The organism is Cobetia sp. 3AK, assembly GCF_029846335.1.
In the GTDB taxonomy this organism is placed as follows: Bacteria; Pseudomonadota; Gammaproteobacteria; order Pseudomonadales; family Halomonadaceae; genus Cobetia; species Cobetia marina.
In genome coordinates, this window is sequence record NZ_JARWKR010000010.1 from 12,271 (window position 1) to 37,988 (window position 25,718).

Below are 25,718 nucleotides of genomic sequence, written 5' to 3' on the forward strand. Positions count from 1 at the left end.
AGACAAGTCGTGCTGCCTAGCCGATGGAGAGTTCGGTGCGTGCATAGCTGACGCCGGGACGGCTGCGGGTCGCCAGCAGGTAACCCAGTGCCAGCGGGCCGGTGCGTCCCAGCAGCATGGTGATGATGATCAACCACTGTCCGGGAGCGGAAAGCTCCGGCGTCACCCCCAGGCTCAGTCCCACGGTGCCGAACGCCGAGACCGTCTCGAAGGCCAATGATCGGAAGTCGTGGTCGGGGTCGGTGATGGTCAGCCCGAACAGCATGCTGAAGATCAACAGCATGCCGGCCAAGGCCACGGCGATGGCCTTGAAGACAGTCTCGTCTCCGATACGGCGGCCATGCAGGGTCGGTGAGTGTCTCTGGCGCAGGAAGGCGCGAGTGGTCAGCAGCAGCACCACGAAGGTGGTGATCTTGATGCCACTGGCCGTCGAGCCACTCCCGCCGCCGATGAACATCATCGCCATGGTCCAGAGGGTCGAGGCCTGTGTCATCGCGGAGGTATCGAACATGCTGAAGCCGGCGGTACGGGGCGTCACTGCCATGAAGGCTGCCGAGATGAAGCGTTCGCCATGATCACGCATGCCTGCCAGGGTATCGGGGTTGCCCCATTCAAGCGCCAGTATCACCACCAGGCTCAACAGGTTGAGTGCGATGGTGGCTTCCAGCACCAGGCGTGTCTGTACGGAGAAGCGTGAGGGGTGCAGCAGCACGCGCCACCCATGCTCACGCCTGCGCTCGCGCAGTTCGCCGATCACGGCAAAGCCGATTCCACCCGTCATGAAGAGCAGGCTGATGACGCTTGCGACCAGCGGGTTGCGGGATTCGCGCAACAGGCTGTCCGGCCACAGGGTGAAGCCGGCATTGTTGAAGGCCGAGACCGAGTGGAAGAGGCTCAGCCACATGCCGCGTCCCCAACCATGGCGTGGCACCCATTCGAGCGCCAGCAGCAGAGCGCCGCCCAGTTCAAGTGTCACCGCAAAGGCGGTGATGACCCTGAGCAGTCGGCCGATCTCGCGTGAGCTGCTGCGGTTGAGCGCTTCACGCAGCAGGCTGGTCTGATGCATCGGCAGTCGTTGCCCCAGCATCACCAGTGACAGGGCGGCGATGGTCATGAAACCGAGGCCGCCAAGCTGGATCAATACCAGCACGACGGCCTGCCCGGCGAAGGTGAACTCGCTGAGCGGGGTGACGGAAAGCCCGGTGACGGTCACCGCCGAGGTGGCGGTAAACAGTGCCGACAGCCAGCTGAGGCCCTCCTGATGCATGCCCGGCAGTTTCAGCAGGCAGGCCCCCAGCATGCTGAGTCCCAGAAAGCCGCCCAGCAGGATCTCCGGAGGCGACAGGTGGATGATGGGGCCACGTGGGCCACGGGTCAGGGGGCGAAGATAGCGTCGGTAGCGCTGCCTCACAGATGGGCCCCCAGCTTGCGCAGCGCGCTCAGTTCGCCGATCAGTACCAGATGATCGCCAGCGGACAGCTGCGTACTGCCGGAAGGCTTGCGATCGAGTGTCGCGCCCTTGCGCAAGGCGATCACGCTGATGTCCTCATCGATGGGGAGCTGATCGAGCTGTTGGCAGTCATCGCACAGACGCTCGCTGACCTCCAGCTCGACCACGAACTGGTGATCGCCCAGGTGGATGAAGTCGACCATGGCGTGATAGGCGAGGCTTTCCGCCACCCGCACGCCCAGGTCGTACTCCGGGTGCACGATGTGATCCACGCCCAGACGGCTGAGCAGCTTGTGATGCGCATCCGAGGTCGCCTTGACCCACAGTTCCCTGGCACCGAGTTCCTTGGCCAGCAGCGCGCAGATCAGGCTCTGCTCCATCGAGTCGGCCAGATCGATCAACACGGCATCGAACTGTTCGAGGCCAAGCTCACGCAGGGCATGCTCATCGGTCGGGTCGGCAATGACGGCCTGATTGAGCAGGTCCGCCATGGCATTGAGACGTTTCTCATCGAGATCCACGCCGAGCACTTCATGGTCGTGGCGCCTGAGCTCCCGCGCGACGGTACTACCGAAATACCCCAGTCCGATCACCGCGAATTGACGATGCATGACGACTCCTTGTCTGCGCTGCTTGAGAGGGCGAGATACCTGTCAGCTCAGCGAATTCCGAGGCTCTGCCGCTAGCGCTTTCAGGTGCGCTCATGGATGAGCTTACTCCAGTGACTCGTCGATGTCGGCTTCCGCACTGATCCTCGCCCGACAGGGATTACCCTTGGCAAGCGCCTGCTCTGATGGTCGTTTCAAATGTTACCAATTAGCAGTGGCTGATGTAGAGTGGATGGCGTCGCTTGGTAATGGCGCTATCGCAGACGTTTTGCGAGGTGCGTATGGGGATTTTCCACAGGAATCGCGGACGAACATCCTTCTTATCAGTAAAATGGTCTGCGTGAGCACCCGAGACGGCAAGGCGTTGCGTCGATCACCACTGGCTCACAACAATAACTCGTAAGGTATTCCATGACGGCAAGACAGCAACCCAAGAATCTCTGGATCAGTCGCTGGGGGTTCATCCTTGCAGCTACCGGTTCCGCGGTAGGGCTGGGCAATATCTGGAAGTTTCCCTATATCACCGGTGAATATGGCGGAGGCGCCTTCGTGCTGGTGTATCTGGCCTGCATTCTCGCCGTGGGCGTGCCCGTGATGATGGCGGAGATCGCCTTCGGGCGTCGTGGTCGCGGCAGCCCCATCGAGGCGATCGCCAACCTGGCCCGGGAAGCGGGGGCCAGCCCGCTGTGGAAGGTCTTCGGTTGGATGGCGATGCTGGCCGGCTTCATGATCCTGTCGTTCTATGTCGTGGTCGCGGGGTGGTCCTTCAGCTACCTGTGGAAGATGGCCAGCGGGTCGCTGTCCGGACATGGCGTCGCTGAGCTGGGCGGTATCTTCGAGGCTGGCAACGCCAATCCCTGGGCACTGGGTGGCTGGGCGACGCTGGTGACGGTAGTGACGATGCTGATCGTCGGGCGTGGCGTGCAGGAGGGGGTCGAGAAGAGCGTGCGCTGGATGATGCCGGGCATGGTGATCATGCTGTTGATCATGATCGGTTACGCCCTGACCTCCGGCAACTTCTCGGCAGGCTTCCACTTCCTGTTCGACTTCGATGTCTCTCGATTGAGCAGTGAGGGCGTGCTGGCCGCGCTGGGGCATGCCTTCTTCACCCTGTCGCTGGCCTCCGGCGCCATCCTGACCTACGGCTCCTATCTGCCGTCAGGGACCTCCATCGCTCGCACCACCTTCACGGTCGCGATCGCCGATACGCTGGTGGCGCTGATGGCGGGACTCGCGATCTTCCCGATCATCTTCGCCAATGGCATGGACCCGTCCTCCGGTCCGGGGCTGATCTTCATGAGCCTACCGGTGGCCTTCAACCAGATGCCCTTCGGTCAGCTGTTCGGGGTACTGTTCTTCGCCATGCTCTCCATTGCCGCCTTGACCTCCGCGATCTCGATGATCGAGGCCACCGTCGCCTGGCTGTGCGAGAACCGCAACATGAGTCGCACCAAGGCATCGTGGCTTGCCGGAAGCGTGTTGTGGCTGGTCGCGATGTTCGCGATGCTGTCCTTCAATCTGGGCGCGGACTGGACCCTGGCCGGCAAGCACTTCTTCGACTGGCTGGATTACCTGACCTCGCGCTGGATGATGCCGATCGGTGGCATTGCCATGGCGCTGCTGGCCGGCTTTGTCTTCAAGAGCAGCATGTTGCGCGATGAGCTGGATCTGAGTGAGGGAGGCTACCGTATCTGGCTGTTCATGATTCGCTATGTCAGCCCGATCTGCATCGTGGCGATCTTCATTGATGCGCTTGGCGTGGCGGCCCTGAGTCTAGAGGACTGGCCGTATTTCCTGGGGGCCATCGTGCTGGCCTGCGGGGCAGGAGAGACGCTGTCACCGCGTCTGCGTGGGCCTCGCGTCGCCTGACAAGCCAGAGAGTCGAGGGCTTTCAGGCCCTGAAATGACGAGACGCCCCCGTCGCGAAAGCGGCGGGGGCGTCTCGCCTTCTGCTCGGGCGTGCTTGGTCTGACGTGCTTGGTCTGACGGGCTTGAACTGACGGGCTGGTCCAGATGAGCGAGTCACGGAACGCGGGGGCTCATTCGCCCTCCAGTCCGGTGATCGGCTTGACGGTACCCCAGTGGCGACATTTCGGGCATTGCCACAGCAGCATCGAGGCCTCGAATCCGCAGCGGTGGCAGCGATGGCGAGGGCGTGCCTCGATCAGCTGCTGGGTATGGCGCTTGAGCAGGCTGAAGCGCTGGGTCTCGCGCTCATCGGCATCCAGCAGGTACAGGTCGAGCAGATAGTCGACGCCCCGCAGGCTGGGGTGACGATGCAATTGCTCGCTGGCGAAGCTGACGGCGGCCTCGACTCCTTCCCGGCGCTCGATCAACTGGGCGAGACTGACCACCGTGGTGGTATAGGGGCCGCGCTCGACTTCCTGCTGCAGATAGCGCACCAGTCCGCTTTCGTCGTCCAGCATGTGGAATGCCTTGCCGAGCGGTTCGAGAATGATGGGAGTGAAACCGGTGTCCTGACGCGGAATGCGCTGCAGCAGGCGAATGCTCTGCTTGTAGTTGGCATGCTCGTATTCGATCTCGGCCAGCATCCAGTTGGCGCGCACACACTTCTCATCCGTGGAGAGTGCCTGCTTGAGGCGCTTGCGCGCCACCGCCTGACTGCCTTCGAGGATATCGAGGGCCGCCAGTTCGCAGTGCCAGTGGGCGGCGGCGCGTCGGATGCCACCTTCCTGACGCAGGATGGGGTGCGCGACCTCGAGGGCAGCCTCCCATTCTCGCTCACGCTCGAGCAGGTCGATCAGGAGGCGTCGGCCAGCGCGACGATGGTCATCGTGCTGGGCCTGCTTGAGGAGGGTTTCCAGCAGCTTCTCGGCGCGGTCGTAGACACCGCTGCGCATGAAGTCGCGGGCCAGTTCCAGCTGTACGCGTTCGCCCTGCTCGCTGTCGAGGGCCGGGCGTGCCAGCAGATTCTGGTGGATCTTGACGGCGCGGTCGACCTCCCCGCGACTGCGGTACAGGTTACCCAGCGCGATGTGGGTATCGACCGTGTCGCTGTTGACTTCCAAGGCCTGTACGAAGGTTTCGATGGCGCGATCAGGCTGCTCGTTGAGCAGATGATTGAGGCCAACGAAATAGTCGCGGGACAAGGTGGCAGGGGCGGGAGTTTGCGTAGTGGGGCGACGATCACGTCGCCCCAGCCAGAACCCGATGGCAATGGCGGCCATCAGCAGTCCCAGCAGTATCAGGTCAGGCATTTATGCCACTTCCTTGATCTCCTGGATGCGCAGCTGGTCCAGTTCCTTGCGTTGCTGCTGGTTGCGGCGCTGCGCGCGGGTCAACAGCGTGCGCAGGCGCAGATACATGCCGGTCATGGCGATCATGCCGAGCACGACGCCGATGGCCAGTGAAAACAGCAGCCACATGGAAAGTGAGGCAGCCGGCAGCTCGAGCCAGATGAGGTCGAGAGGCACGGTTTGCTGGTTGTGAACGGCAAACAGGATGCCGACCAGCAGAACGATCAGCAGGATCACGGCCAGAACGAGACCTTTTAGCCAGCGCATAACGGTTTCCTTGTCATGAAATGCAGTCGTGAATCATCGCCTGGCGAGTGTATCACCGGGCAAGCCGTGAGTCTCGACGTCAGCCGTGCGGCCTGAGGCCAGGCCGATGCCTTGTGGGCTCAGTAGCCGAGCGCGCGGCTGGCATCGACCTGTTCGCGCAGTTCCTTGCCCGGTTTGAAGTGCGGGACGAACTTGCCGTCCAGCTGGACGGGCTCTCCGGTCTTCGGGTTGCGTCCCAGACGCGGCTCACGGTAGTGCAGCGAGAAGCTGCCGAACCCGCGAATCTCCACGCGCCCCCCGTGGGCCAGCGCATCAGTGACATCATCGAGGATGATGCGAACGGCGGCTTCTACATCCTTGAGCGACAACTCAGGCTGTCGCATGGCTATCTGTTCGATCAGCTCGGACTTGGTCATCGGATCTCTCCATGCCTGCACCCTTGCGGGAAGGGTGATCGTGATGCGGCTGTCAGATGACCTCTTGTCGTCTGACGGACCCCCGCATCCTTGTGATTGTTATCTCCTCAGCATAATGGGCAAATCCTGAGAAAACAACGCACTACGAACATCATTGCCCATCACGACATGGATTGCCAATTCCTGTCGTGGCAAAGGGTCAACGGATGCTGCCAGACTCCCCCTCGGGTATACTGCCGGCATTGATGTGACGACTGAGGTTCGGGCAATGGATGAGATGATTCGCAAGCGCCTTCACTGGCACTCCCGCCGCGGCATGTGGGAACTCGATCTGCTGCTGTTGCCTTTTCTCGAGCAGCGCTTCGATGCGTTGAGTGAGCAGGACAAGGCCCTCTACGTGGAACTGCTCGCGGAAGAGGATCAGGATCTCTTCGTGTGGCTGATGAAGCGGGATCCGTGTGGCAATGAGGACTATCAGCGCCTGATCGACATGGTGATCGCCAATGCAGAACATGGCGAACGCGATCAGTTCAAGGGCCTCTGAACAGGCCCTGCATGCTCAGGCGATTCTGCGCCTGATACTGCTGGCGTGCAGCCTCGTGCTGATGACGTGGCTGTTCGCTCGCCTTGCAGGACCTTCCGGCCTGGATGCCTGGTGGGCCTGCCGCACCCATGATGCTCTGCCTTTCGAGGCGGAGCATTGTGCTTTCTGGGGCATGATGCCGCCTTTGAACATCCATTCGGCCGTCATGGCCATGCTGACCACAGGCGGGGTCTTGCAGGGGGTGGAAGCCTGGTGGTGGTGGCATCGCCGTGACCGGCATCGGGAGGTATGGTGGCTGGCGCTCGGGGCGGAGCCCGTGGGGGAAGGGGCGGAGCGCTCGGGGCTGGCCGCCATGCCAGAGGCAGAGACGGAGACAGGTGAGGAGGGCGAACTGGCGCACGACGAAGCCGAAGAGGAAAGTCCTCGCTCACCGGCATCACTCGACGAGACGCGCAGGCGGCACCCCGAGATGCGCCTTTGCTGGTGGTGGGCCGACGCGAACTCCGGTGGCTGGCAGCGAGTCGGCGTCACGCGCCTGTGGTGTTCGCCGCGACTGGTGGGCCTGCGCCTCACGTGCCCCGGTGAGCGCTCACGTACTCTGTGGCTATGGCCAGACAGCGCACCTCCAGCCCAGCTGCATCGGCTGCGACTGTGGCTGCTGTGGCCACCTCTCGCCCACGACATGCCACGACAGCCGCCTGCCATCGAGCCGCTGATGGCCCGTATCGCGACTGATCGCCGCCAATGATCATCTGAGGTGAATCACGCTGTCACGTGCACGCGGTGCCGGCATGGGGTAATCGCGCACGAAGTGGAGCCCACGTGATTCATGACGTTGGTGAGCGCTGATCAACAACAGCGGCGCCAGAGTCAGCGCCTGATACAGGGCCAGGTGAGTGACACCTGCGCTGGCCCCTGAGTGCCTGCCTTGCCGGGAGAGTTCAGAGGAATGAGCGCGCTCTGACGAATGAGGGGGCTCACAGGCCAGCCAGGCCGCCATCTGATCCAGTGCCGCTTCCAGTCCCTGCTGGCTACGCTCGATGCCCGCCTGCAGGCTCATCAGGCGCCGCAACGCCGTGAGCCGCTCATCCGCTTCGCGATTCTCCAGGCACATCACGTGCTGCCAGAGTGCATGCCTGTCTTTCAGCCGGGTCAATAGTGCCTGCTGGCGGGGAGGCAGCTGTCCTCGTTCAGGCAGCACGCTCGTTGTGAGCGCCTGCGCCACTGGCCAGGTGTCGGGCGCCGATTCGCGCTCGGTGAGCGCCTCGCCGCAGGCGCGCGCCTGCACCAGGCATTCCAGCAATGAGTTGCTGGCCATGCGATTGGCCCCGTGAAGTCCTGTACAGGCCACTTCGCCGATGGCCCACAGTCCTGCCAGATCACTCGCGCCATTCAATTCGGTGGCGATTCCGCCGCAGCTGTAATGTGCTGCCGGTACCACGGGAATCGGGGCTCGGGTGATGTCGATGCCACGCTCCCGGCAATGCGCCAGGATGGTCGGGAAGTGATGATGGATGGCCGCGGATCCCAGCGCACTGATATCAAGATGGACGTGATCCAGCCCGTGAGCGCGCATCTCGGCGAGGATGGCGCGCGCCACCACGTCGCGTGGTGCCAGCTCCAGGCGAGGGTCGTGATCCAGCATGAAGCGATGGCCATCGGGGCGCTTCAACAGGCCACCTTCGCCGCGCACGGCTTCCGAGATCAGGAACGGCGTTCCGGCCGGGTCGTACAGACAGGTAGGGTGAAACTGCTGGAACTCCAGATTCATCAGGCTGGCACCGGCACGCACGGCCATCGCCATGCCATCCCCGACGCTGGCGCTGGGGCTGGTGGCATGCGCAAACAGGCCGCTGGCACCGCCCGTGGCCAATACCAGGTCGCGTACCGTCAGCAAGCGTTGCTGGCCGGTGCCATCGATGACCCGCAGTCCCGCGACCTGGGCCCCCTTCACCTCGATGTCCACGGCGAGCAGGTCATCGAGCACCTCGATGGCAGGATGTGACTCGACATGCTGACTGAGCGTTTCCAGCAGCGCCCGCCCCGTGGCGTCGGCCGCATGGATGATGCGTCGCCGGCCGTGGCCGCCTTCCCGGGTGAGGTGATAGGGATAGCTGGCATCGGCTTCGGCTGGCGTGAAGGGGACGCCAAGCCCGATCAACCACTCGATGGCCTCGCGGGAATGTCCGACGGTAAAGCGCACCGCTCGCTCGTTGCACAGGCCGTCCCCCGCGATCAGCGTATCGGCGACATGCGATTCCACGTCATCCTCCGGGGCCAGTACCGCCGCGATGCCGCCCTGAGCCCAGCGGCTGGCGCCCTGGGCCTCCCGCGCCGGACGCAGCAGCGTCACGCGGCGCGAGCGCGACGCGGATGACGGCTGATTGGCCAGGCTGAGCGCAAGGGTCAGGCCGGCCGCACCGCCGCCCACGATCAGGACATCGTGGTCACTGGTGGCAGTGATGTCATGCGCTGTGCTCATGCGTCTTTCCTTGGCGTGTCACCGGGCGTGTCACCGGGCGTGTCACCGGGCGTGGTTGAGGGCGTGGCTGAGGGCGTGCCGTCGCTGTCAGAGTCTTTCGGGACGGCTGTCTCGCCCGGGGTCGGGTCCTCCGGCAGGAAGATCCGGCGGGCATCACTGATCAGGCCATGGCCCGGCAGGCGCCGTTGCAGGCGCTCGCTGGGCAGACGTTCCAGCAGGGACAGCCGCTCCCCCAAGGCTTCCGTCAGGCGCGCGAGTTCACGATTCAGCCACAGATAGCCTGCCGGACTGAACAGGGCACGTCCTTTGCGGCTCTCGACATTGCGTACCTCGGCGTAGCGCTGCAGGTCGAACGGGGTCACCGTCAGCTCGATGTGCTGGCCGGTACGCACCTGGAAGGCCAGCGTGCCGAGGGCACGAGCCAGTCGGTGCTGGGCATCGCGCAGGCCCTCGAGTCCTTCGATGAACTCATGACCTTCTCGCGTATTCCAGTGGGTTTCCTGCAGCAGCTCGATGGTCGAGATCATGCGCCGCTCGAACGACAGGATCTCCTCGATATCACCGCGCTGGATCCGGCCCTCACGCACCACGGCATCCACCAGTCCACGCTGCTTGACCAGCTGGGCGGAGGTGGCGCGCACCAGATTGAGCGTTTCCTCGATGCTGGAACGCTCTGCATTGGTGTGGTTGTGGTAGAGCCGCGCCAGCTTGTCGAGGTTGTCGGCCAGCAGGAAGCGGAAGACATCCGTCGCCTTCTGGGGCAGCAGGACCAGGCTGACCACGATACTGATCAAGGTGCCCAGTACCACGTTGAAGACGCGCCACAGGGCGATCCCGAGATCATGATTGCCATCGCCCACCACCATCAGCAGGGTGACGCAGAACAGCAGCGAGCTGTAGCCATAGCGATTGCTGAAGGTGGCATTGAGCGCCAGCGCGATGCCGACCATGCTCCAGATGGGCACCACGCCGGTCAGCGGGTCCGCGACCAGTATCAGGATCAGCCCCCAGAGTCCCCCCAGCAGCGTGCCGAGCAGGCGCTGCGAGCCCTTGTCGAGCACGCCGCCGACGTGGGGCAGATTGCCCATCACCATCACGGTGCTGACCAGTGCCCAGGAGCTGTGCGGCAGATCGAACAGCTCGATGATGCTGAAACAGAGCGTCAGGGCGACGGTGACCCGCAGGATATGCAGGCGCTGGCGGTGCAGATAGGTGAAGTAGGGATTGTGCGATAGCCAGTTCATGCCGATTCCCCCTCGCGAATGACAAGACCGGGAGTGAGCAGGCGAGTCGCAGACATGGCGGGCATCAGCAGCAGAGAAGTGGACATCGGGTGCCAGGAGATTCCGTCGACAGAGAATGGAAGAGGATGTCGTGAGCGATGCCGCCGCGCACCGGCGCAGGCAGGGCGCGGCGGACTACCGAATCGCCGCACAGTGTAACCGACCCCCACGAGCTCGTCACAGCGCTTGGCATGCCAGAATCACGTTGTCATCAGCAGGTTAGTGGTGGCTCGTGAAGGGCAACGCGGAAATCTGATGATTGTTATTGATAATCACTACCATCAAGTGGCTTGATTGGATTCCCCCAAGGCCCCACGTGATCATGGGGGCAATCCATTCACGCCTACCGGCAGCGCCAGTCACACGAGCCGCTGCCTGGTGTCATCACAGGGAGTCATTGCATGAGCAGCCAGACCCGTCGCGAACAGGACAGCATGGGCGAACTCGAGGTGCCGGTCAGTGCACTCTACGGGGCGCAGACCCAGCGTGCGGTGGACAACTTCCCGGTCAGCGGCCAGCCCTTGCCGGCACCGTTCATCCAGGCGGTGGCGCGCATCAAGCTTGCCGCGGCAGAGGTCAATCTCGACCTCGAGTTGCTGGATGAGGCGCGTGCCGGCGCCATCGTCAAGGCGGCGCGCCAGATCATCAATGGCGAGCATGCGGATCAGTTCCCGGTCGATGTCTTCCAGACCGGTTCCGGCACCTCGACCAACATGAACGTCAATGAAGTGCTGACGCATCTGGCCAATGCCCAGCTGGAAAGCGAGAACAGCGACCTCAAGGTCGGCGCCAATGACCACGTCAACATGGGGCAGTCCAGCAACGATGTCATCCCGACGGCGATTCACCTGTCGGCGGTCATTGCCGTCACCGATACCTTGCTGCCTGCGCTGCGTCATCTGCATGACGTGATCGCGAGCAAGGCGGCGGAGGTCGATGATGTCGTCAAGACCGGCCGCACTCACCTGATGGACGCGATGCCGATTCGTCTGAGCCAGGAGCTGGGGGCATGGCAATCCCAGGTGGCACAGGCCATCGAGCGCATCGAGGAGTCGCTGCCGCGTCTCGAGCGTCTCGCCCAAGGCGGCACGGCCGTCGGCAGTGGCATCAACGCGCATCCCGAGTTTGCCGAACGCATGGCCAAGCGCCTATCGCTTCAGACCGGGCACGCCTTCCGTCCGGCCGACAGCTTCTTCGCGGCGCTGTCTTGTCAGGATTCCGCGGTCGAGCTTTCCGGCCACCTGCGGACCTACGCCGTGGCGATGATGAAGATCAGCAATGACCTGCGCTGGATGAACTCCGGGCCGTTGGCCGGGCTGGGCGAGATCGAGCTTGAGGCCTTGCAGCCGGGCAGCTCCATCATGCCGGGCAAGGTCAATCCGGTGATTCCGGAAGCCGCCGCCCAGGTGGCTGCCCAGGTGATGGGCAATGATGCCACCATCGGCATCGCCGGTCAGAGCGGCAACTTCCAGCTCAATGTCATGCTGCCGTTGATCGCCAACAATCTGCTGTCCTCGATCACGCTGAGCGCCAATGTCAGCCGCCTGCTGGCGGACAAGGCCATTGCCACCTTCACGGTGCGGCAGGACAACATCGAAGCGCCGCTGGCCAGGAACCCGATTCTGGTCACGGCACTCAATCCGGTGATCGGTTACAACGAGGCCGCGCGTATCGCCAAGGTGGCCTATCAGGCCGGCCGGCCGATCCTCGAGGTGGCCGAGGAGGAGACGGATCTCGACCGTGAGACGCTGGAGCGTCTGCTGGACCCGGCCAAGCTGACCGAGGGCGGCATCCAGTAAGCGTGCCCCCGCAAGGCTGACAGCAAGCGTCAGCAGGCAAGAGACAGCACGCAAGAGTCTGCGAGTAAACGACAGAAAGCCCGCCCTCCAGTCAGGAGGGCGGGCTTTCTGATGTCGCGAGCAGATGAATCAGCGAAGCGTCAGGCGGCGTGCGCCATCAGGCGTTCCTTGAGGTACTCGCCGATACGGGCCTTCTGCTCATCGCTCAGGCGCAGGGTCAGCTTGGTACGCCGCCACACCACATCCTGTACCTCATGTGCCCACTCACGCTCGACCAGGTAATCGATCTCGGCGGCGCTCAGGCCGGCACCGAAGTCTTCGCCAAGCTCGGCTTCGCTCTTCTTGCCCTCGAGGAAGTGCAGGCACAGGCTGCCATAGCTGGAAGCCAGGCGTCTGGCGCGAGCCTCTCCCAGGAACGGGAAGTCGCGGACCAGCTGGCGAGTGAAGGCCGCGCGGCTCTCGATGTCTCCCCCCGGCAAGGCCTTCTCGTGGGTCCACGGCTCACCCATGTTGGGCAGCAGCGGCTTCAGATCTTCCAGCGCGGATTCGGCCAGCTTGCGATAGGTGGTGATCTTGCCACCGAAGATGGACAGCATCGGCGCGCCGCTGTCATCCAGGTGCAAGGTGTAGTCGCGGGTCATCGCTGACGGGTCGGCTGACTCGTCATCACACAGCGGGCGTACGCCGGAGAAGGAGGAGATGACGTCATCGCGGCTCAGCTTGCGCTTGAAGTGATGGTTGACCACCTCGAGCATGTAGTCGGTTTCATCGCTGGAGCAGGCCACCTCGGAGGGGTCGCCCTTGTAGCGCACGTCCGTGGTGCCGACCAGGCTGAAGTCTTCCTGATAGGGCAGCACGAAGACGATGCGCTTGTCCTTGTTCTGCAGGATGAAGGCGCGATCATCGGTATTGAGGCGCGGCACGATCAGGTGGCTGCCCTGGATCATGCGGATGCCGTAGCGCGGCGTGCGCTCGGTGGCACCCTTGATGAAGGACTCCACCCACGGTCCGGCGGCATTCACCAATGTGCGGGCGTGGCGGGTGAAGGTCTCACCGCTGTCGATGTTCTCCAGCGTCAGCTCCCAATGCCCGTTCACGTCGCGTGCCCCGACGCAGCGAGTGCGCGTCATGATCTCCGCGCCTTGCTCCTGAGCCTGAAGCGCGTTGGTGATGACCAGACGCGCATCATCCACCCAGCAGTCGGAATATTCGAAGCCCTGGGTGATCTCGCTGACCAAGGGGCTCTGCTCACCGAACTTGAGCCCCTTGGAGGCTGGCAGGGTCTCTCGCTTGCCGATGTGGTCATACAGGAACAGGCCGGCGCGGATCATCCAGGCCGGACGCAGATGTGGCTGGTGCGGCAGGATGAAGCGCAGGGGCCAGATGATGTGCGGTGCCTTCTTGAGCAGCACTTCACGCTCCTGCAGGGCTTCACGTACCAGCCGGAACTCGTAGTGTTCCAGGTAGCGCAGGCCGCCATGGATCAGCTTGCTGCTGGCGGAAGAGGTGGCGCTGGCCAGATCATTCTGCTCGCACAGTGCCACGCTCAGGCCGCGCCCGCTGGCGTCATTGGCGATACCGGCACCATTGATGCCACCGCCGATGATGAAGAGGTCGATAAGTGCGTCGTTGTCGCGGGACATGGGCTGCTCCTGCACGTGCCCGGCGCTACCGGGGAGATCGAGATGGGGCGGCACCGGTTCGGTGCGCGTGATAAGTTTCGAAAGTGAACATAGCTTAGTGAAAGTCGAACATCAAGGTGATTCTTGTGGCATCTCGATTTTCGAAAGTGCGCATAATGGGCTCGAACAAGCGACCCGGCATTGCACCATGTTCAACCTGTTGTCCAGCCTGAACATTTTTCACAGTGTCGAGGCGGGATATGACAGTCGGATGAAGATCTGCCTCTTCGCCCATGCGCTCGGGGCACTGGCCGACGGAGTTTTCTACAGCCTGCCGGCGCACTGCAAGGCGAGATGCCCGATGCAAGGGGAGCTTGCTGAGCAGGAGGATGAGAAGAGAGCCGAGGAGGAGGCTAGAAGAAGAGAAGAAGAGAAGAAGAGAAGAAGAGAAGAAGAGAAGAAGAGCGGCGACCCACGCCACGGCATGACGCACGGCTTGACGTGGGAAATGACTCAACGATGAGGAAGGGGATGGCGAGACGACAGGCGTTCCGCGTGGCTGGGCGCTCTGCGCCGTGGATCAGGCGTTCCCGGCCTCGTCGGATACCGCAACATGCAAGGCCACTTCATGCTGGTGCATCAGTCTCAGAATGTTTTCCGGAGGCTGGATATCCGTGAACAGCGCATCCAGCTGGCTCAGGTTGCCCTGACGCACCACGGCATTGCGCTGGAACTTGGAGTGATCCGCGATCAGGAATACCTGGCGCGAGTTGTGGATGATCGCCTGGGCGACACGCACTTCCTGATAGTCGAACTCCAGCAGCGAGCCATCTTCATCGATGCCGCTGATGCCGATGATGCCGTAATCCACCTTGAACTGATTGATGAAGTCGATGGTGGCCTCGCCGATGATGCCGCCATCGCGGGAGCGCACCATGCCACCGGCGACGATGACATTGAAATCCTCCTTGTGCTGGAGAATGGCTGCCACGTTGAGGTTGTTGGTGATGACTTCCAGTCCGTGATGATCACACAGCGCCTCGGCGACCATCTCATTGCTGGTGCCGATGTTGATGAACAGCGAGGCGTGATCCGGTATCTCGTTGGCCAGGGTGCGAGCGATGCGTCGCTTGGCTTCCAGGTTCAGGGTCTTGCGCGTGCTGTAGGCCGTATTCACCGTGCTGGATTCAAGTCCCGCCCCCCCATGGACACGCTTTAGGGCACCGGCTTCCGAGAGCTGGTTGAGGTCACGGCGAATGGTCTGCGGCGTGACCTTGAAGTGACTCGCCAGCTGCTCGATGGAGGCATAGCCCTGACGCGTGATCAGTTCGACGATGGCGCGGTGGCGCTTGGACTGCATCATCCTGTCCTCTTGCTCATGTCCGGTGAAAAGACGTCTGCTCTGAACCGTCGCGCAGGCAACGTGATCCTGCGTGCGGTTGCTGCTCGACCAGGTGCCCCGTGATGGTGAGGCGGGGCAGTGTGCCATCCAGAATGTTCGTTTGATGTTCTTTTTGATACATGCTCGCGGTGACGCCAGTGGTTGCACTGATTGACCTGGTGGGCGCAAGCCGTTGAAGTTATACGAAATCATGCATAACTTACTGAATAGCAAGGATTGTCATGCTCGTGTAGACAAAGGTCTAGCGAATATCGGTGCTTTTCGCATTGTGACACCGATGTGAAGCCTGTACTTTCGCATTCGAACACCAAGCGCGTCTGTCAAGGCGTCGCTATGCCCGTGTAGAGGTCGGTGTCGTAAAATCAGGAGCGAGCAGCAGAATGTACGGTTTATTCAAATCCGCGGTGCACGCCACACCGCTTCACGACGCCAAGGTAGACGACACCTATAAGCGACTGAGATGGCAGATCTTTCTCGGTATCTTTCTAGGCTATGCCGGCTACTATCTGGTACGCAAGAACTTCTCCCTGGCCATGCCTTCCCTGGTGGAGCAGGGCTATTCCCGTGGTGATCTTGGTCTGGCCTTTGCCGGCGTGTCGATCGCCTATGGTATCTCCAAGTTCGTGATGGGGGCTGTCTCTGACCGCTCCAACCCGCGCTACTTCCTTCCTGCCGGTCTTCTGATGTCTGCCGGCATCATGTTCCTGTTCGGTTTCACTGACTGGGCAACCTCCAGCATCGGCATCATGTTCGTGCTGCTGTTCCTCAATGGGTGGGTGCAGGGCATGGGATGGCCGCCCTGCGGTCGCACCATGGTGCACTGGTGGTCACAGAGTGAGCGTGGCCAGATCGTCTCGGTGTGGAACGTGGCCCATAACGTCGGCGGCGGTCTTGTCGGTCCGCTGTTCATTCTTGGCATGGCCTGGTTCAACGACTGGCAGTCCGCGTTCTATGTGCCTGCCGCGCTGGCCGTCTTCGTGGCGATCTTCGCCCTGCTGACCATGCGAGACACGCCGCAGAGCTGTGGCTTGCCTCCCATCGAGAAGCACAAGAATGACTACCCGCCGGGATACGATGAAAGCCACGAACAGGAATTCTCCACGCGGGAGATCCTGGTCAAGTACGTGTTCAAGAATCGCATGCTCTGGTACATCGCGCTGGCGAATGTCTTCGTGTATCTGCTGCGTTACGGGGTCCTCGACTGGGCGCCGACCTACCTGCAGGAAGCCAAGAGCTTCAGCGTCGACAAGTCCTCCTGGGCGTATTTCCTGTATGAGTGGGCCGGTATCCCCGGCACGCTGCTGTGTGGTTGGTTGTCCGACAAGCTGTTCCGGGGCAACCGCGGTGCGACAGGGGTGTGCTTCATGGCGCTGGTCGCCGTCTTCACCACTGTTTATTGGTTGAATCCTGCCGGTAATCCGGGAATCGACATGCTGTGTCTGGTCGCCATCGGCTTCCTGATCTATGGCCCGGTCATGCTGATCGGTCTGCAGGCGCTTGAGCTGGTACCCAAGAAGGCGGCAGGGACCGCGGCTGGCTTCACCGGCCTGTTCGGTTACCTGGGCGGCTCTGTCGCTGCCAGTGCCTTGGTAGGCTATACGGTAGATGCCTATGGATGGGATGGTGGTTTCATGTTGTTGATTGGCTCGTGCGTGATGGCGGTCGTCCTGTTGTCATTGACGATCTTCGAGAGCGCTCGCATGTCGGCACGCACCGCCAGCTGATTCCCAGCGGAAACATGATCATTCAAATGGCCCGCTGAACGTGGCATGGGCGGGCCATCTTGTAACGGACTACCGGGAGATATTGACGATGACCAACCACATTCTGTCCATTGACCAGGGAACCACCAGCTCGCGCGCCATCCTCTTCGATCGTGAAGGCGCGGTGACCGGACTGGCACAAGAAGAATTTGCGCAACACTTTCCGAACAGCGGCTGGGTCGAGCATCACGTCGATGATATCTGGGGATCGGTGAAGCGCACCGTGCATCAGGCGCTGATCAATACCAATATCGGCGCTGAGCAGGTTGCGGCCATCGGGATCACCAACCAGCGTGAGACCACGATCGTCTGGGACCGCAAGACCGGCGTGCCGGTCTACAACGCCATCGTCTGGCAGGACCGCCGGACCCACGAGTACTGCCGTGAGCTTTCCGATGCCGGCCATGGCGAGATCATTCAGCGCAAGACCGGCCTGCTGATCGACCCGTACTTCTCCGCGACCAAGCTGCGCTGGATTCTCGAGAATGTCGAAGGCGTGCGTGCGCGCGCCGAGAAGGGCGAACTGGCCTTCGGAACCGTCGACAGCTATCTGATCTGGAAGCTGACCGGTGGGGCCCGTCACGTGACCGATGCCACCAACGCCTCGCGCACCTGCCTGTTCAACATCGTTGATCAATGCTGGGACAGTGAGCTGCTGGCGCTGTTCGGCATCCCGGAATGCCTGCTGCCGGAAGTGCTGGATTCCAGTGATGATTTCGGCACCACCGATCCGCAGCTGTTCGGGGCGGCAATGCCGATCCGTGGCGTGGCGGGCGATCAGCAGGCGGCGCTGGTCGGGCAGGCCTGTTTCACGCCGGGCATGAGCAAGAGCACCTATGGCACGGGCTGCTTCATGATCATGAACACCGGCGAGAAGATGGAGCTGTCCAGGAACCGTCTGCTCACCACCGTCGGTTATCGCCTCAACGGCAAGCCGACCTTCGCCATGGAAGGCAGCATCTTCGTGGCCGGCGCCACCGTGCAGTGGCTGCGTGATGGCCTGAAGCTGTTCTCCGATGCCTCCGAGACCGAGCCGCTGGCACGTGCGGCCAGCGCCGATCACGGCGTCTACATGGTGCCGGCCTTCACCGGCCTGGGAGCGCCACACTGGGACCCGCAGGCACGCGGCGCGATCCTGGGGCTGACCCGAGGTACCGGCATCACCGACATCGTCGCGGCCGGCCTGCAATCGGTGTGCTATCAGACCCGAGATCTGCAGGAGTGCATGCTGGATGACGTCACCATCAATTGCGCGAATCTGCGCGTGGATGGCGGCATGGTCAGCAACAACTGGGTGATGCAGTTCCTCTCCGACATGCTGGGCGTGAAGGTGGATCGCCCGCGCGTGCTGGAAACCACGGCGCTGGGTGTGGCGTATCTGGCCGGCCTGCATATCGGTTGGTATGAAAGCCTGGAGGAGATCAGCGAGCTGTGGCACTGCGAGCGCACCTTCGCGCCGGAGATGGCGGAAGAGCAACGTGAGCGCCTCTATGCCGGTTGGCTGGAAGCCGTCGAACGGGTGAAGAGCGACGGAGGTCACTGACATGTGGACTGACGTCATGACGGGCGAGTTTCTCGGTTGCCTGTTCCTGATCCTCTTCGGCGGCGGTGTGGTCGCCAACGTGGTACTCGCGGATACCAAGGGCAACGGCTCCGGGTGGATCGTGATCACCACCGGCTGGGGATTTGCGGTGATGATCGGGGTGTTCGTGGCCGTTTCCACCGGCTCGCCCCAGGCGGACCTCAATCCGGCGGTGACCCTCGCCAAGTACCTGCTCGGGGTGCATGCCACCCTCATCGATGTGGTGCGTCATGTCATCGCCCAGATGCTGGGCTGCTTCGCCGGTGCGGTGATGGTGTGGCTGGCCTATCTGCCGCATTGGAAGCGTACCGGCGATGCTGGCCTCAAGCGTGCGGTGTTCTGTACTGACCCCGCGGTCGAGTGCCGGTTGGGCAACATGCTCAGTGAGGTGATCGGTACCGTGGTGCTGATCTTCGGCATCGGCGCCATCGTCGGTTCCGGCAAGATCAGTGCCGGCCTGCTGCCGTATCTGGTCGGCATGCTGGTGTGGGCCATCGGGCTGTCGCTGGGTGGCGCCACGGGCTATGCCATCAATCCGGCGCGTGATCTTGGTCCTCGCATCGCGCACTCGCTGCTGCCGATCCATGGCAAGGGTGCCTCCGGGTGGGGATATGCCTGGGTGCCCATCGCCGGCCCGCTGGCGGGGGCATTGATCGCGGCCAGCATGTGGAATCTGCTGCTGTAAGCCCTTCTGTCGCAAGTGGCTGGAGCCACCTCGTCAGCTGTGGCAATGTAACGCCTCCTTCGCCCCGTCACTCGACGGGGCGAAGTCTTTGTGCCCGTGTGCCGACATTCCTGTCTGGGGGAGCGATGCCGCGACCTCTCTCGGGGCTGGAAGACACAGTGGGTGGTGGATGGGGACAAGTGACGGAGGTCATCTGGCATGTGGACTGACGTCATGACGGGCGAATTTCTGGGTACCACGCTCATGATCCTGCTGGGCGGCGGAGTCGTCGCCAATGCGATGCTGCGCAAGACCAAGGGAGCCGGTTCCAGCTGGTTGATGATCAATGCCGGCTGGGGCTTTGCGGTGATGGTCGGGGTGCTGGTGTCGACCTCGACAGGCTCTCCCTACGGAGATCTCAATCCAGCGGTCACCCTCGCCAAGTATCTGCTGGGCGTGCATGCAAGCGTGCTCGAGGTGGCCAGGATGATGCTGGCGGAGATGCTGGGATGCTTCACCGGGGCCGTGCTGGTGTGGGCGGCGTATTACCCCCACTGGAAGGTGACCCGTGACCCGCTGCGCAAGCGTGCGGTCTTCTGTACCGATCCGGCAGTCGATTCCCGATTGGCGAATGTCGTCAGTGAGGCGATCGCGACGGTGGTGCTCGTCTTCGCGATCGGCAGCATGGTCAACAGCGAACTGATCACTGACCGAGTATTGCCGTATCTCATCGGGGCGCTGGTGTGGGCCATCGGTCTGTCACTGGGTGGCCCGACCGGCAATGCGATGAACCCGGCGCGCGATCTTGCGCCACGTGTCGCGCATTGGCTTCTGCCGATTCCGGGCAAGGGCAGTTCTGACTGGGGGTATGCCTGGGTGCCGATCGCCGGCCCCTTGCTGGGGGCGGCTGTGGCCGCGGGACTGCGATGGGTATTGTTTTGACGCCCCGTTGCCTTGTGATGTCGCTTGCGCGGCGCTGAGGGCGTGAAGACGTGAGGGCGTAAAGAAGTGAGGCGGTGCCGGCATGGGCTGGCACCGCCTCGCGCGTTCTCGGGGGAGGATCGGTGACCCTGGTGAGACGCCTGAAAGAAGGCGCATACGGCGAGTATCGCGATGCTGCTCCGGCGAGAAATTTTTTTATCATCAGGGGGTTGCATCAAAACGGAAGATAAGTAGAATACGTCCTCGCTGACAGGGCAAAGCGCTTCGCACCACAAACGCTTCCCTCATTCAGCTGCTGACACAGGACCATAGCTCAGTTGGTTAGAGCGCCACGTTGACATCGTGGAGGTCGGCGGTTCAAATCCGCCTGGTCCTACCAGCATCGGCATCGATGGCAACATCTCGCCACTTGATACAGGACCATAGCTCAGTTGGTTAGAGCGCCACGTTGACATCGTGGAGGTCGGCGGTTCAAATCCGCCTGGTCCTACCAAGCAGAAACTTCAAGTGACAGTGATCCATCAGCCTCATTCAGGACCATAGCTCAGTTGGTTAGAGCGCCACGTTGACATCGTGGAGGTCGGCGGTTCAAATCCGCCTGGTCCTACCAGATTCCAGAAAACGCCCGGCTCATCGAGTCGGGCGTTTTCGTGTGCGCGTCAGACACGCCTGTCGAGAAGCGCTGGCGCTGGCCGTGCTGTCAGGCAAGCGTGGTGTCGAGGAAGTCACCGGCTTCCTTGAGGGCGGCGTTGGCAGCGCTGAGCAGTGGTGCGAAGCCGACGAACACATGCGGCATGTCCGGCCACAGGCTGAGCGTGACAGGCGAGCCGCAATCCTGTGCCTGCGCGGCGTAGCGACGACTGTCATCGAGCAGGATTTCCGCCTCGCCGCATTGGATCAGCGTCGGTGGCAGGTCAAACAGATTCCCCTCCAGCGGCGAGATGCGTGGATCGCTCATGTCGGTACCGTCCTGCACATAGGCCATGCTCACGAAGGGCAGCAGATTGGGGTCGAGGATCGGGTCTACCTCGGCCTTGCGCGACAGCGAGGCGCTGCCCCAGCTGAGGTCAGTGGCGGGCGAGAAGGCGATCACCGCGTCCGGCAGTCGCTCGCCTGCGCTTTTGAGCGCGTTGAGGGTCGAGAGCGTGAGGTTGCCGCCCGCGCTGTCTCCGGCCAGCAGCAGGTGGTCATCCGGAAACTCGCGGCACAGCCAGTGCCATGCGGCCAATACGTCTTCCAGGCCTGCCGGGAAGGGCGCCTCAGGGGCGAGGCGATAATCCAGCGTGTAGGTCTCGGCGCGCGCCGTGCGGCCCAGACGACTGGCCAGCGGGCGATGGCCGGCGGGGGAGCCGGCGATCCAGCTACCCCCATGCACGTACAGCAGGCGGCGAGCAGGTGTCGGTGCGCCGTCTGGTGCGGGCAATACCTCACAGAGGCGCTCGCCGTTTCCTCCCGGCAGCATCTCGAGGCGTGGCGTCACGCCGGTGTCGAGAATGCTGGCATCGGCGGCGAAGTAGCCTTCCAGCAGGGTGCGCTTGGCGCCCAGGTCATTGCCGGTACGTGCCGTGAAGGCCTTGAGGCGCTCGAGATGCGCGATGACCTGCTCGAGCCCTGCGTGGGCGTCATCGTGATTCTGGAGAGAGCCTTGCGCATGCGGGGCAGGATGAGCGGTCGATGAAGATGAGGAAGGCGCTGAGGAAGACGCGTCATGTGATGGCGACTGGGATGACATGTTCTGCTCCTGTCGGGTCAGAGAACTCTTAACGTGTCATCTCGCCAGGGGCTGTGCAAGGGGCTGTGTGAGGGCTATGCAAGAAAGGCCTGACCCGCCGCAACGCAGACCGCCCGCCATGCAGGAGGCATGGCGGGCGGCAGGACATGATGTCAGCACCTGATGGGCGTATCAGGCGGGCACGCTGTCGAAATCGCTGGAGGCGATGAAGATCTCGACCAGGCGTTCGATGCCGGCTTGATCCTCTTCATCGAAGCGCTCGGGGCTGGGGCTATCCAGGTCCAGCACGCCCCACAGCACTTGCTGGCCGTTCTGCTCGATGAGAACGGGGATGACCAGCTCGCTGCGCGACGCGGCGTCACAGGCGATATGGCCTGGGAAGGCATGCACATCCGCGATGCGCTGAGTGGTGCGCTGGGTCGCGGCGGCGCCACACACGCCCTTGGTGAAGGGGATCGGGTGGCAGGCCGGCTGACCCTGGAACGGCCCCAGGTGCAGGGTCTGCGGCTGACGTTGCACATAGAAGCCAGCCCAGTTGAGGTCCGCCACCGTCATGTTGATGAAGGCAGCCGTCTGGGAGGCGTTGGTCAGCCAGTCGCGAGTGTCGAGCGTGGCGTCCAGCTGGCGGGCCAGCAGTGAGTAGTCGGGACGAGTGGCCATGTTGGCTCCTGAGTGGATGGCGGGTTGATGCCGGTGACGCAGGGATGCGGTCGCGGGTCGCCTGTTTCAAGCACGCCCTGCGCGCGCGCTCTTGCGCCGCGTCGGCATCTGGACGTGATGGGGGGATTCATCAATCAGATGCAAAAGCGCCGACCTCAGGGTCGGCGCTTTGCGTCATGCGGCTGTCAGCTTGCGCTCGAAGGCTTATTTCCAGCCCGGTACCGCAGCGCCCTTGAACAGCTCTTCGGCCTTGGCTTCGACTTCCGGTGTCTGGTAGGCCTTGACCAGCTTCTGCACCTTCTCGCTGTCTTCATCGCCCTGGCGCACGACGATCAGGTTGACGTACGGGGACTCGGCGCCTTCACGGATCAGCGCGTCTTCCGGTTTCAGGCCAGCCGGCTGAGCGAAGGTGTTGTTGATGAAGGCCAGGTCGACGTCCGGCAGGATGCGCGGCAGCTGGGCAGCCTCGATTTCCTTGAACTGGTAGTCATGCGGGTTCTTGGCGACGTCGATCGGGGTCGCTTCGAGGTTGTCCTTGTCGGTCAGCTCGATCATGCCCAGGTCGTGCATCAGGATCAGGGAGCGGCCTTCGTTGGACGGGTCGTTCGGCAGTGCGATGGTCGCGCCGTCCGGCAGTTCGCTGATGTCTTCGTACTTCTCGGAATAGGCACCGATCGGGTACACGAAGGTCTTGCCGGCGCTGGCGAACTTGTAGCCGCGCTCACGCACCATGGATTCCATGTACGGCTGGTGCTGGTAGGCGTTGGCATCCAGCGAGCCATCGGCCAGAGCGGCGTTGGGAGACACGTAGTCGGTGAACTCTGTGATCTCGACGTTCAGGTCGTACTTTTCCTTGGCGATCTCGGCTGCGACCTTCATCACCTCGGTTTCCGGACCTGCGACGGTACCCATCTTGAGGGTGTTCTCGTCGGACGCGTCGTTGCCGCAGCCTGCCAGCAGGGTGGCGCCGAGCAGGGTGGCAGCACCGGCAAGGCGCAGCGGGGAAGAAAGCGTGGTCAGCATGTTGCGCATCGATGTTCTCCTTGTGATCCGACGTGACCGGCGGGGTCCGCGGGATGTTATGAGTGACGGCTCATTGTGATGAGCCGTCACGATACCGAAAGCCGTGTGATTTGTAGATCGAACGCCACTGGTGGATCAGTCGCCGCTCATGGAGCGAGGCTTACTTGTGGTTCGACTTGCGCACCAGATGGTCGCCCAGGCTCTGGAAGCCCTGCACCATGACGACGAGGATGACCACGGTCACCAGCATCACCATCGGGTCGAAGCGGTTGTAGCCGTAGCGGATGCCGAGATCCCCCAGGCCGCCGCCACCGACGGTACCGGCCATGGCGGAATAGCTGATCAAGGTGACCACGGTGATGGTCAGACCATTGATGATGCCGCCGCGTGCTTCCGGCAGCAGGACCTTGGTGATGATCTGCATCGGCGTGGCACCCATGGCCTGAGCGGCTTCGACCAGCCCCGGGCCGACTTCATTCAAGGCGCCTTCGATCAGACGGGCGACGAAGGGAATCGAGGCGATGGTCAGCGGCACGATGGCGGCATTGGTGCCGATCGAGCTGCCGGCGATCAGGCGCGTCAGCGGGATGATCGCCACCATCAAAATGATGAAGGGCACCGAGCGGCCGATGTTGGTGATGATGCTCAGCACGCTGTTGAGCACCGGGCGCGCGAGAATCTGGCCCGGGCGCGAGGTGTAGAGTGCCACGCCCAGCGGAATGCCGAGTGCCGCGGAGATCAGGCCTGCCACCGCGACCATGTAGAGGGTCTCGAGGGTGGAGGACAGGACGAGTTCAAGCAGTGCGGGTGACATGGCCGAGCACCTCCACTTTCAGGTCGTGGGATTCGAGATAGTCCAGCGCCTGCTGGGTCTGGGCGCTGTCGCCCATCAGTTCGGCGATCATCAGGCCCAGGGTGCGGTCCTGAATGGATTCCACCTTGGCCTGCAGGATGCTGACGTCCACCTGACACTCACGCGCAAGGCGCGAGATCAGCGGCGTGGAGACGGCGTCGCCACTGAAGGCCAGACGGACCACCGGATGGGTGTGCGGGCCGGGAGTCGCCTCCAGGCGCTCGACCAGTGCGCGCGGTGGTTCGAGTTCCAGGAATTCATTGAGGAATTCGCGGCCCAGGCGGGTCTGCGGGGCGGTGAAGAAGTCGCCGACCGCTGCCACTTCCACCAGCTCGCCGCCGCTGATCAATGCGACCTGATCACAGATGCTCTTGACCACTTCCATTTCATGGGTGATCAGCAGGATGGTCAGGCCCAGCTTGGCATTGATGTCCTTGAGCAGCTCGAGAATGGAGGCAGTGGTCTGGGGATCGAGCGCCGAGGTGGCTTCATCGCACAGCAGCACCTTGGGGCGGCTGGCGAGTGCGCGAGCGATGGCGACGCGCTGCTTCTGTCCGCCGGACAGCTGGGCAGGATACTGGCTTGCCTTGTCGCTCAGGCCGGTCAGTTCCAGCAGTGGCTCGACGCGCTGGCTGATCTCGGCCTTGGAGATTCCGGCCAGTTCCAGCGGCAAGGCCACGTTGGCGAAGACGGTGCGCGAGGACAGCAGGTTGAAGTGCTGGAAGATCATGCCGATCTGGTGGCGAGCACGACGCAGGGCGCTTTCGTCGAGTGCGGTCAGCTCCTGACCATCGACCACGACACTGCCCTCGGTGGGGCGTTCGAGCAGATTGACGCAGCGAATCAGGGTCGATTTTCCGGCACCGGACAGGCCGATGACACCGGTAATGGCGCCCTGGGGAACCGTGAGACTGGCATCCTTGAGCGCGACCACGGCCTTGTCACCACTGCCGTAAGTCTTGGAGACGTTCTTGAGTGTGATCATGGGGGTCCGAATGGTTAAGGCACCAACCGGAATGCGGGCGAAGGTCTGCGGCAAGCCGCCTGTTCTGCGTGTGTCGTGCACTGCGCCGAGAAGGGCAAGGCACGCCTGGCAAGAGGAGAGTGATCCAGAGAGGAAAAAAAGACCACCCAAGATGGGTGGCCATCAACGCTGGACACACCCTTTTAGCAGAACTTGCACCCCGGGAGACAGACTCTCGAAGTGGGCGCCCGCAATCCGGGTACAAATCGGCGCCAAACAGATTTGAGGCGCATTCTATCAGTCACCCTCGGGGTGTCAACGACTTTGGTCTGGCGTTGACGGTTTATTCGAACTGTCGTTCGATATGGCAATTTGCCGATACTCGCTGTCAGAGATGTCTTACAC

General features: G+C 62.6%; 23 protein-coding genes and 3 tRNA genes. 12 read left to right on the forward strand and 14 right to left on the reverse strand.

The window, feature by feature from the left end; translation table 11 throughout:
- Positions 1 to 16 precede the first annotated feature (16 nt).
- Entirely contained in the window at positions 17 to 1,411 is a 1,395-nt protein-coding gene (locus QD228_RS13770) for a TrkH family potassium uptake protein (RefSeq protein WP_240704230.1), read from the reverse strand.
- Complete coding sequence (locus QD228_RS13775; protein ID WP_077374629.1) at positions 1,408 to 2,061, reverse strand: TrkA family potassium uptake protein; 654 nt, start codon at positions 2,059 to 2,061, stop codon at positions 1,408 to 1,410. Before QD228_RS13775 ends, QD228_RS13770 begins: the two co-directional genes overlap by 4 nt.
- A gap of 408 nt (positions 2,062 to 2,469) precedes the next feature.
- On the opposite strand from QD228_RS13775, the gene QD228_RS13780 reads away from it, so the two are divergent.
- Positions 2,470 to 3,927 (forward strand): sodium-dependent transporter, encoded by a 1,458-nt coding sequence (locus QD228_RS13780; RefSeq protein ID WP_176493405.1) that lies wholly within the window; start codon positions 2,470 to 2,472, stop codon positions 3,925 to 3,927.
- Positions 3,928 to 4,097: 170 nt separating this feature from the next.
- On the opposite strand, the gene lapB is transcribed toward QD228_RS13780, so the two are convergent.
- From lapB to QD228_RS13795, 3 genes are all read right to left on the reverse strand, one after another.
- Positions 4,098 to 5,276, reverse strand: coding sequence for a lipopolysaccharide assembly protein LapB (gene lapB, locus QD228_RS13785; protein WP_084208132.1), 1,179 nt, complete (start codon positions 5,274 to 5,276; stop codon positions 4,098 to 4,100).
- Complete coding sequence (locus QD228_RS13790) at positions 5,277 to 5,582, reverse strand: LapA family protein (RefSeq protein WP_077374623.1); 306 nt, start codon at positions 5,580 to 5,582, stop codon at positions 5,277 to 5,279. It abuts the gene before it with no gap.
- Between the two features lie 119 nt (positions 5,583 to 5,701).
- Positions 5,702 to 5,998 (reverse strand): integration host factor subunit beta, encoded by a 297-nt coding sequence (locus tag QD228_RS13795; protein ID WP_077374621.1) that lies wholly within the window; start codon positions 5,996 to 5,998, stop codon positions 5,702 to 5,704.
- Positions 5,999 to 6,266: 268 nt separating this feature from the next.
- Here QD228_RS13795 and QD228_RS13800 point away from each other — a divergent pair, with 268 nt between their 5' ends.
- Both QD228_RS13800 and QD228_RS13805 read left to right on the forward strand, forming a co-directional pair.
- Complete coding sequence (locus QD228_RS13800; RefSeq protein WP_077374619.1) at positions 6,267 to 6,542, forward strand: succinate dehydrogenase assembly factor 2; 276 nt, start codon at positions 6,267 to 6,269, stop codon at positions 6,540 to 6,542.
- A complete protein-coding gene (locus tag QD228_RS13805) occupies positions 6,502 to 7,290 on the forward strand; it encodes a hypothetical protein (protein WP_279875894.1) in 789 nt (262 codons plus the stop codon). The genes QD228_RS13800 and QD228_RS13805 overlap by 41 nt, the downstream gene beginning before the upstream one ends.
- On the opposite strand, the gene nadB is transcribed toward QD228_RS13805, so the two are convergent.
- Both nadB and QD228_RS13815 read right to left on the reverse strand, forming a co-directional pair.
- On the reverse strand, positions 7,291 to 9,024 hold the full coding sequence (gene nadB / locus QD228_RS13810; protein ID WP_279875895.1) for an L-aspartate oxidase: 1,734 nt from the start codon (positions 9,022 to 9,024) through the stop codon (positions 7,291 to 7,293).
- Positions 9,021 to 10,268: an FUSC family protein gene (locus tag QD228_RS13815; RefSeq protein ID WP_279875896.1), complete on the reverse strand. Its 1,248-nt coding sequence runs from the start codon at positions 10,266 to 10,268 to the stop codon at positions 9,021 to 9,023. Before QD228_RS13815 ends, nadB begins: the two co-directional genes overlap by 4 nt.
- A gap of 440 nt (positions 10,269 to 10,708) precedes the next feature.
- Between QD228_RS13815 and QD228_RS13820 the strand changes: the two genes are divergently transcribed.
- Positions 10,709 to 12,106, forward strand: coding sequence for a class II fumarate hydratase (locus tag QD228_RS13820; protein ID WP_279875897.1), 1,398 nt, complete (start codon positions 10,709 to 10,711; stop codon positions 12,104 to 12,106).
- Positions 12,107 to 12,246: 140 nt separating this feature from the next.
- Here the strand turns inward: QD228_RS13820 and glpD are convergent, their stop codons facing one another.
- Positions 12,247 to 13,749, reverse strand: coding sequence for a glycerol-3-phosphate dehydrogenase (gene glpD, locus QD228_RS13825; RefSeq protein WP_271302251.1), 1,503 nt, complete (start codon positions 13,747 to 13,749; stop codon positions 12,247 to 12,249).
- A 97-nt stretch (positions 13,750 to 13,846) separates the two neighbouring features.
- On the opposite strand from glpD, the gene QD228_RS13830 reads away from it, so the two are divergent.
- On the forward strand, positions 13,847 to 14,251 hold the full coding sequence (locus QD228_RS13830; protein WP_279875898.1) for a hypothetical protein: 405 nt from the start codon (positions 13,847 to 13,849) through the stop codon (positions 14,249 to 14,251).
- Between the two features lie 57 nt (positions 14,252 to 14,308).
- Here QD228_RS13830 and QD228_RS13835 read toward each other — a convergent pair whose 3' ends face one another.
- Positions 14,309 to 15,091: a DeoR/GlpR family transcriptional regulator gene (locus tag QD228_RS13835; RefSeq protein ID WP_084208138.1), complete on the reverse strand. Its 783-nt coding sequence runs from the start codon at positions 15,089 to 15,091 to the stop codon at positions 14,309 to 14,311.
- A gap of 419 nt (positions 15,092 to 15,510) precedes the next feature.
- Between QD228_RS13835 and glpT the strand changes: the two genes are divergently transcribed.
- The 7 genes from glpT (at position 15,511) to QD228_RS13870 (ending at position 20,691) form a co-directional block, all read left to right on the forward strand.
- Positions 15,511 to 16,854, forward strand: coding sequence for a glycerol-3-phosphate transporter (gene glpT, locus QD228_RS13840; RefSeq protein ID WP_077374603.1), 1,344 nt, complete (start codon positions 15,511 to 15,513; stop codon positions 16,852 to 16,854).
- Between the two features lie 88 nt (positions 16,855 to 16,942).
- Positions 16,943 to 18,436 carry a glycerol kinase GlpK gene (gene glpK / locus QD228_RS13845; RefSeq protein ID WP_279875899.1) on the forward strand — a complete coding sequence of 498 codons (1,494 nt, stop codon included), beginning with the start codon at positions 16,943 to 16,945 and terminating at the stop codon, positions 18,434 to 18,436.
- A 1-nt stretch (position 18,437) separates the two neighbouring features.
- The gene (locus tag QD228_RS13850; protein ID WP_191237481.1) at positions 18,438 to 19,160 is read left to right on the forward strand and encodes an MIP/aquaporin family protein; all 723 of its coding nucleotides are present in this window, start codon (positions 18,438 to 18,440) and stop codon (positions 19,158 to 19,160) included.
- Between the two features lie 198 nt (positions 19,161 to 19,358).
- Positions 19,359 to 20,081, forward strand: a complete 723-nt coding sequence (locus QD228_RS13855) for an MIP/aquaporin family protein (protein ID WP_084208139.1) — start codon at positions 19,359 to 19,361, stop codon at positions 20,079 to 20,081.
- A gap of 302 nt (positions 20,082 to 20,383) precedes the next feature.
- A tRNA-Val gene (locus tag QD228_RS13860) sits at positions 20,384 to 20,460 on the forward strand.
- Between the two features lie 37 nt (positions 20,461 to 20,497).
- Positions 20,498 to 20,574 (forward strand) — tRNA-Val (locus QD228_RS13865).
- A 40-nt stretch (positions 20,575 to 20,614) separates the two neighbouring features.
- Positions 20,615 to 20,691, forward strand: a tRNA-Val gene (locus QD228_RS13870).
- A gap of 90 nt (positions 20,692 to 20,781) precedes the next feature.
- Here the strand turns inward: QD228_RS13870 and QD228_RS13875 are convergent.
- The 5 genes from QD228_RS13875 to QD228_RS13895 all read right to left on the reverse strand — a co-directional run bounded on the left by QD228_RS13875 (position 20,782) and on the right by QD228_RS13895 (position 25,334).
- Positions 20,782 to 21,813 (reverse strand): alpha/beta hydrolase, encoded by a 1,032-nt coding sequence (locus QD228_RS13875; protein ID WP_279875900.1) that lies wholly within the window; start codon positions 21,811 to 21,813, stop codon positions 20,782 to 20,784.
- 171 nt (positions 21,814 to 21,984) lie between these two features.
- Positions 21,985 to 22,473, reverse strand: coding sequence for a GAF domain-containing protein (locus tag QD228_RS13880; RefSeq protein WP_279875901.1), 489 nt, complete (start codon positions 22,471 to 22,473; stop codon positions 21,985 to 21,987).
- A 204-nt stretch (positions 22,474 to 22,677) separates the two neighbouring features.
- Positions 22,678 to 23,496 (reverse strand): MetQ/NlpA family ABC transporter substrate-binding protein, encoded by an 819-nt coding sequence (locus QD228_RS13885; RefSeq protein ID WP_077375588.1) that lies wholly within the window; start codon positions 23,494 to 23,496, stop codon positions 22,678 to 22,680.
- Positions 23,497 to 23,656: 160 nt separating this feature from the next.
- The gene (locus QD228_RS13890) at positions 23,657 to 24,310 is read right to left on the reverse strand and encodes a methionine ABC transporter permease (RefSeq protein ID WP_077374591.1); all 654 of its coding nucleotides are present in this window, start codon (positions 24,308 to 24,310) and stop codon (positions 23,657 to 23,659) included.
- Positions 24,291 to 25,334, reverse strand: coding sequence for a methionine ABC transporter ATP-binding protein (locus QD228_RS13895; protein ID WP_279875902.1), 1,044 nt, complete (start codon positions 25,332 to 25,334; stop codon positions 24,291 to 24,293). Before QD228_RS13895 ends, QD228_RS13890 begins: the two co-directional genes overlap by 20 nt.
- Positions 25,335 to 25,718 lie beyond the last annotated feature (384 nt).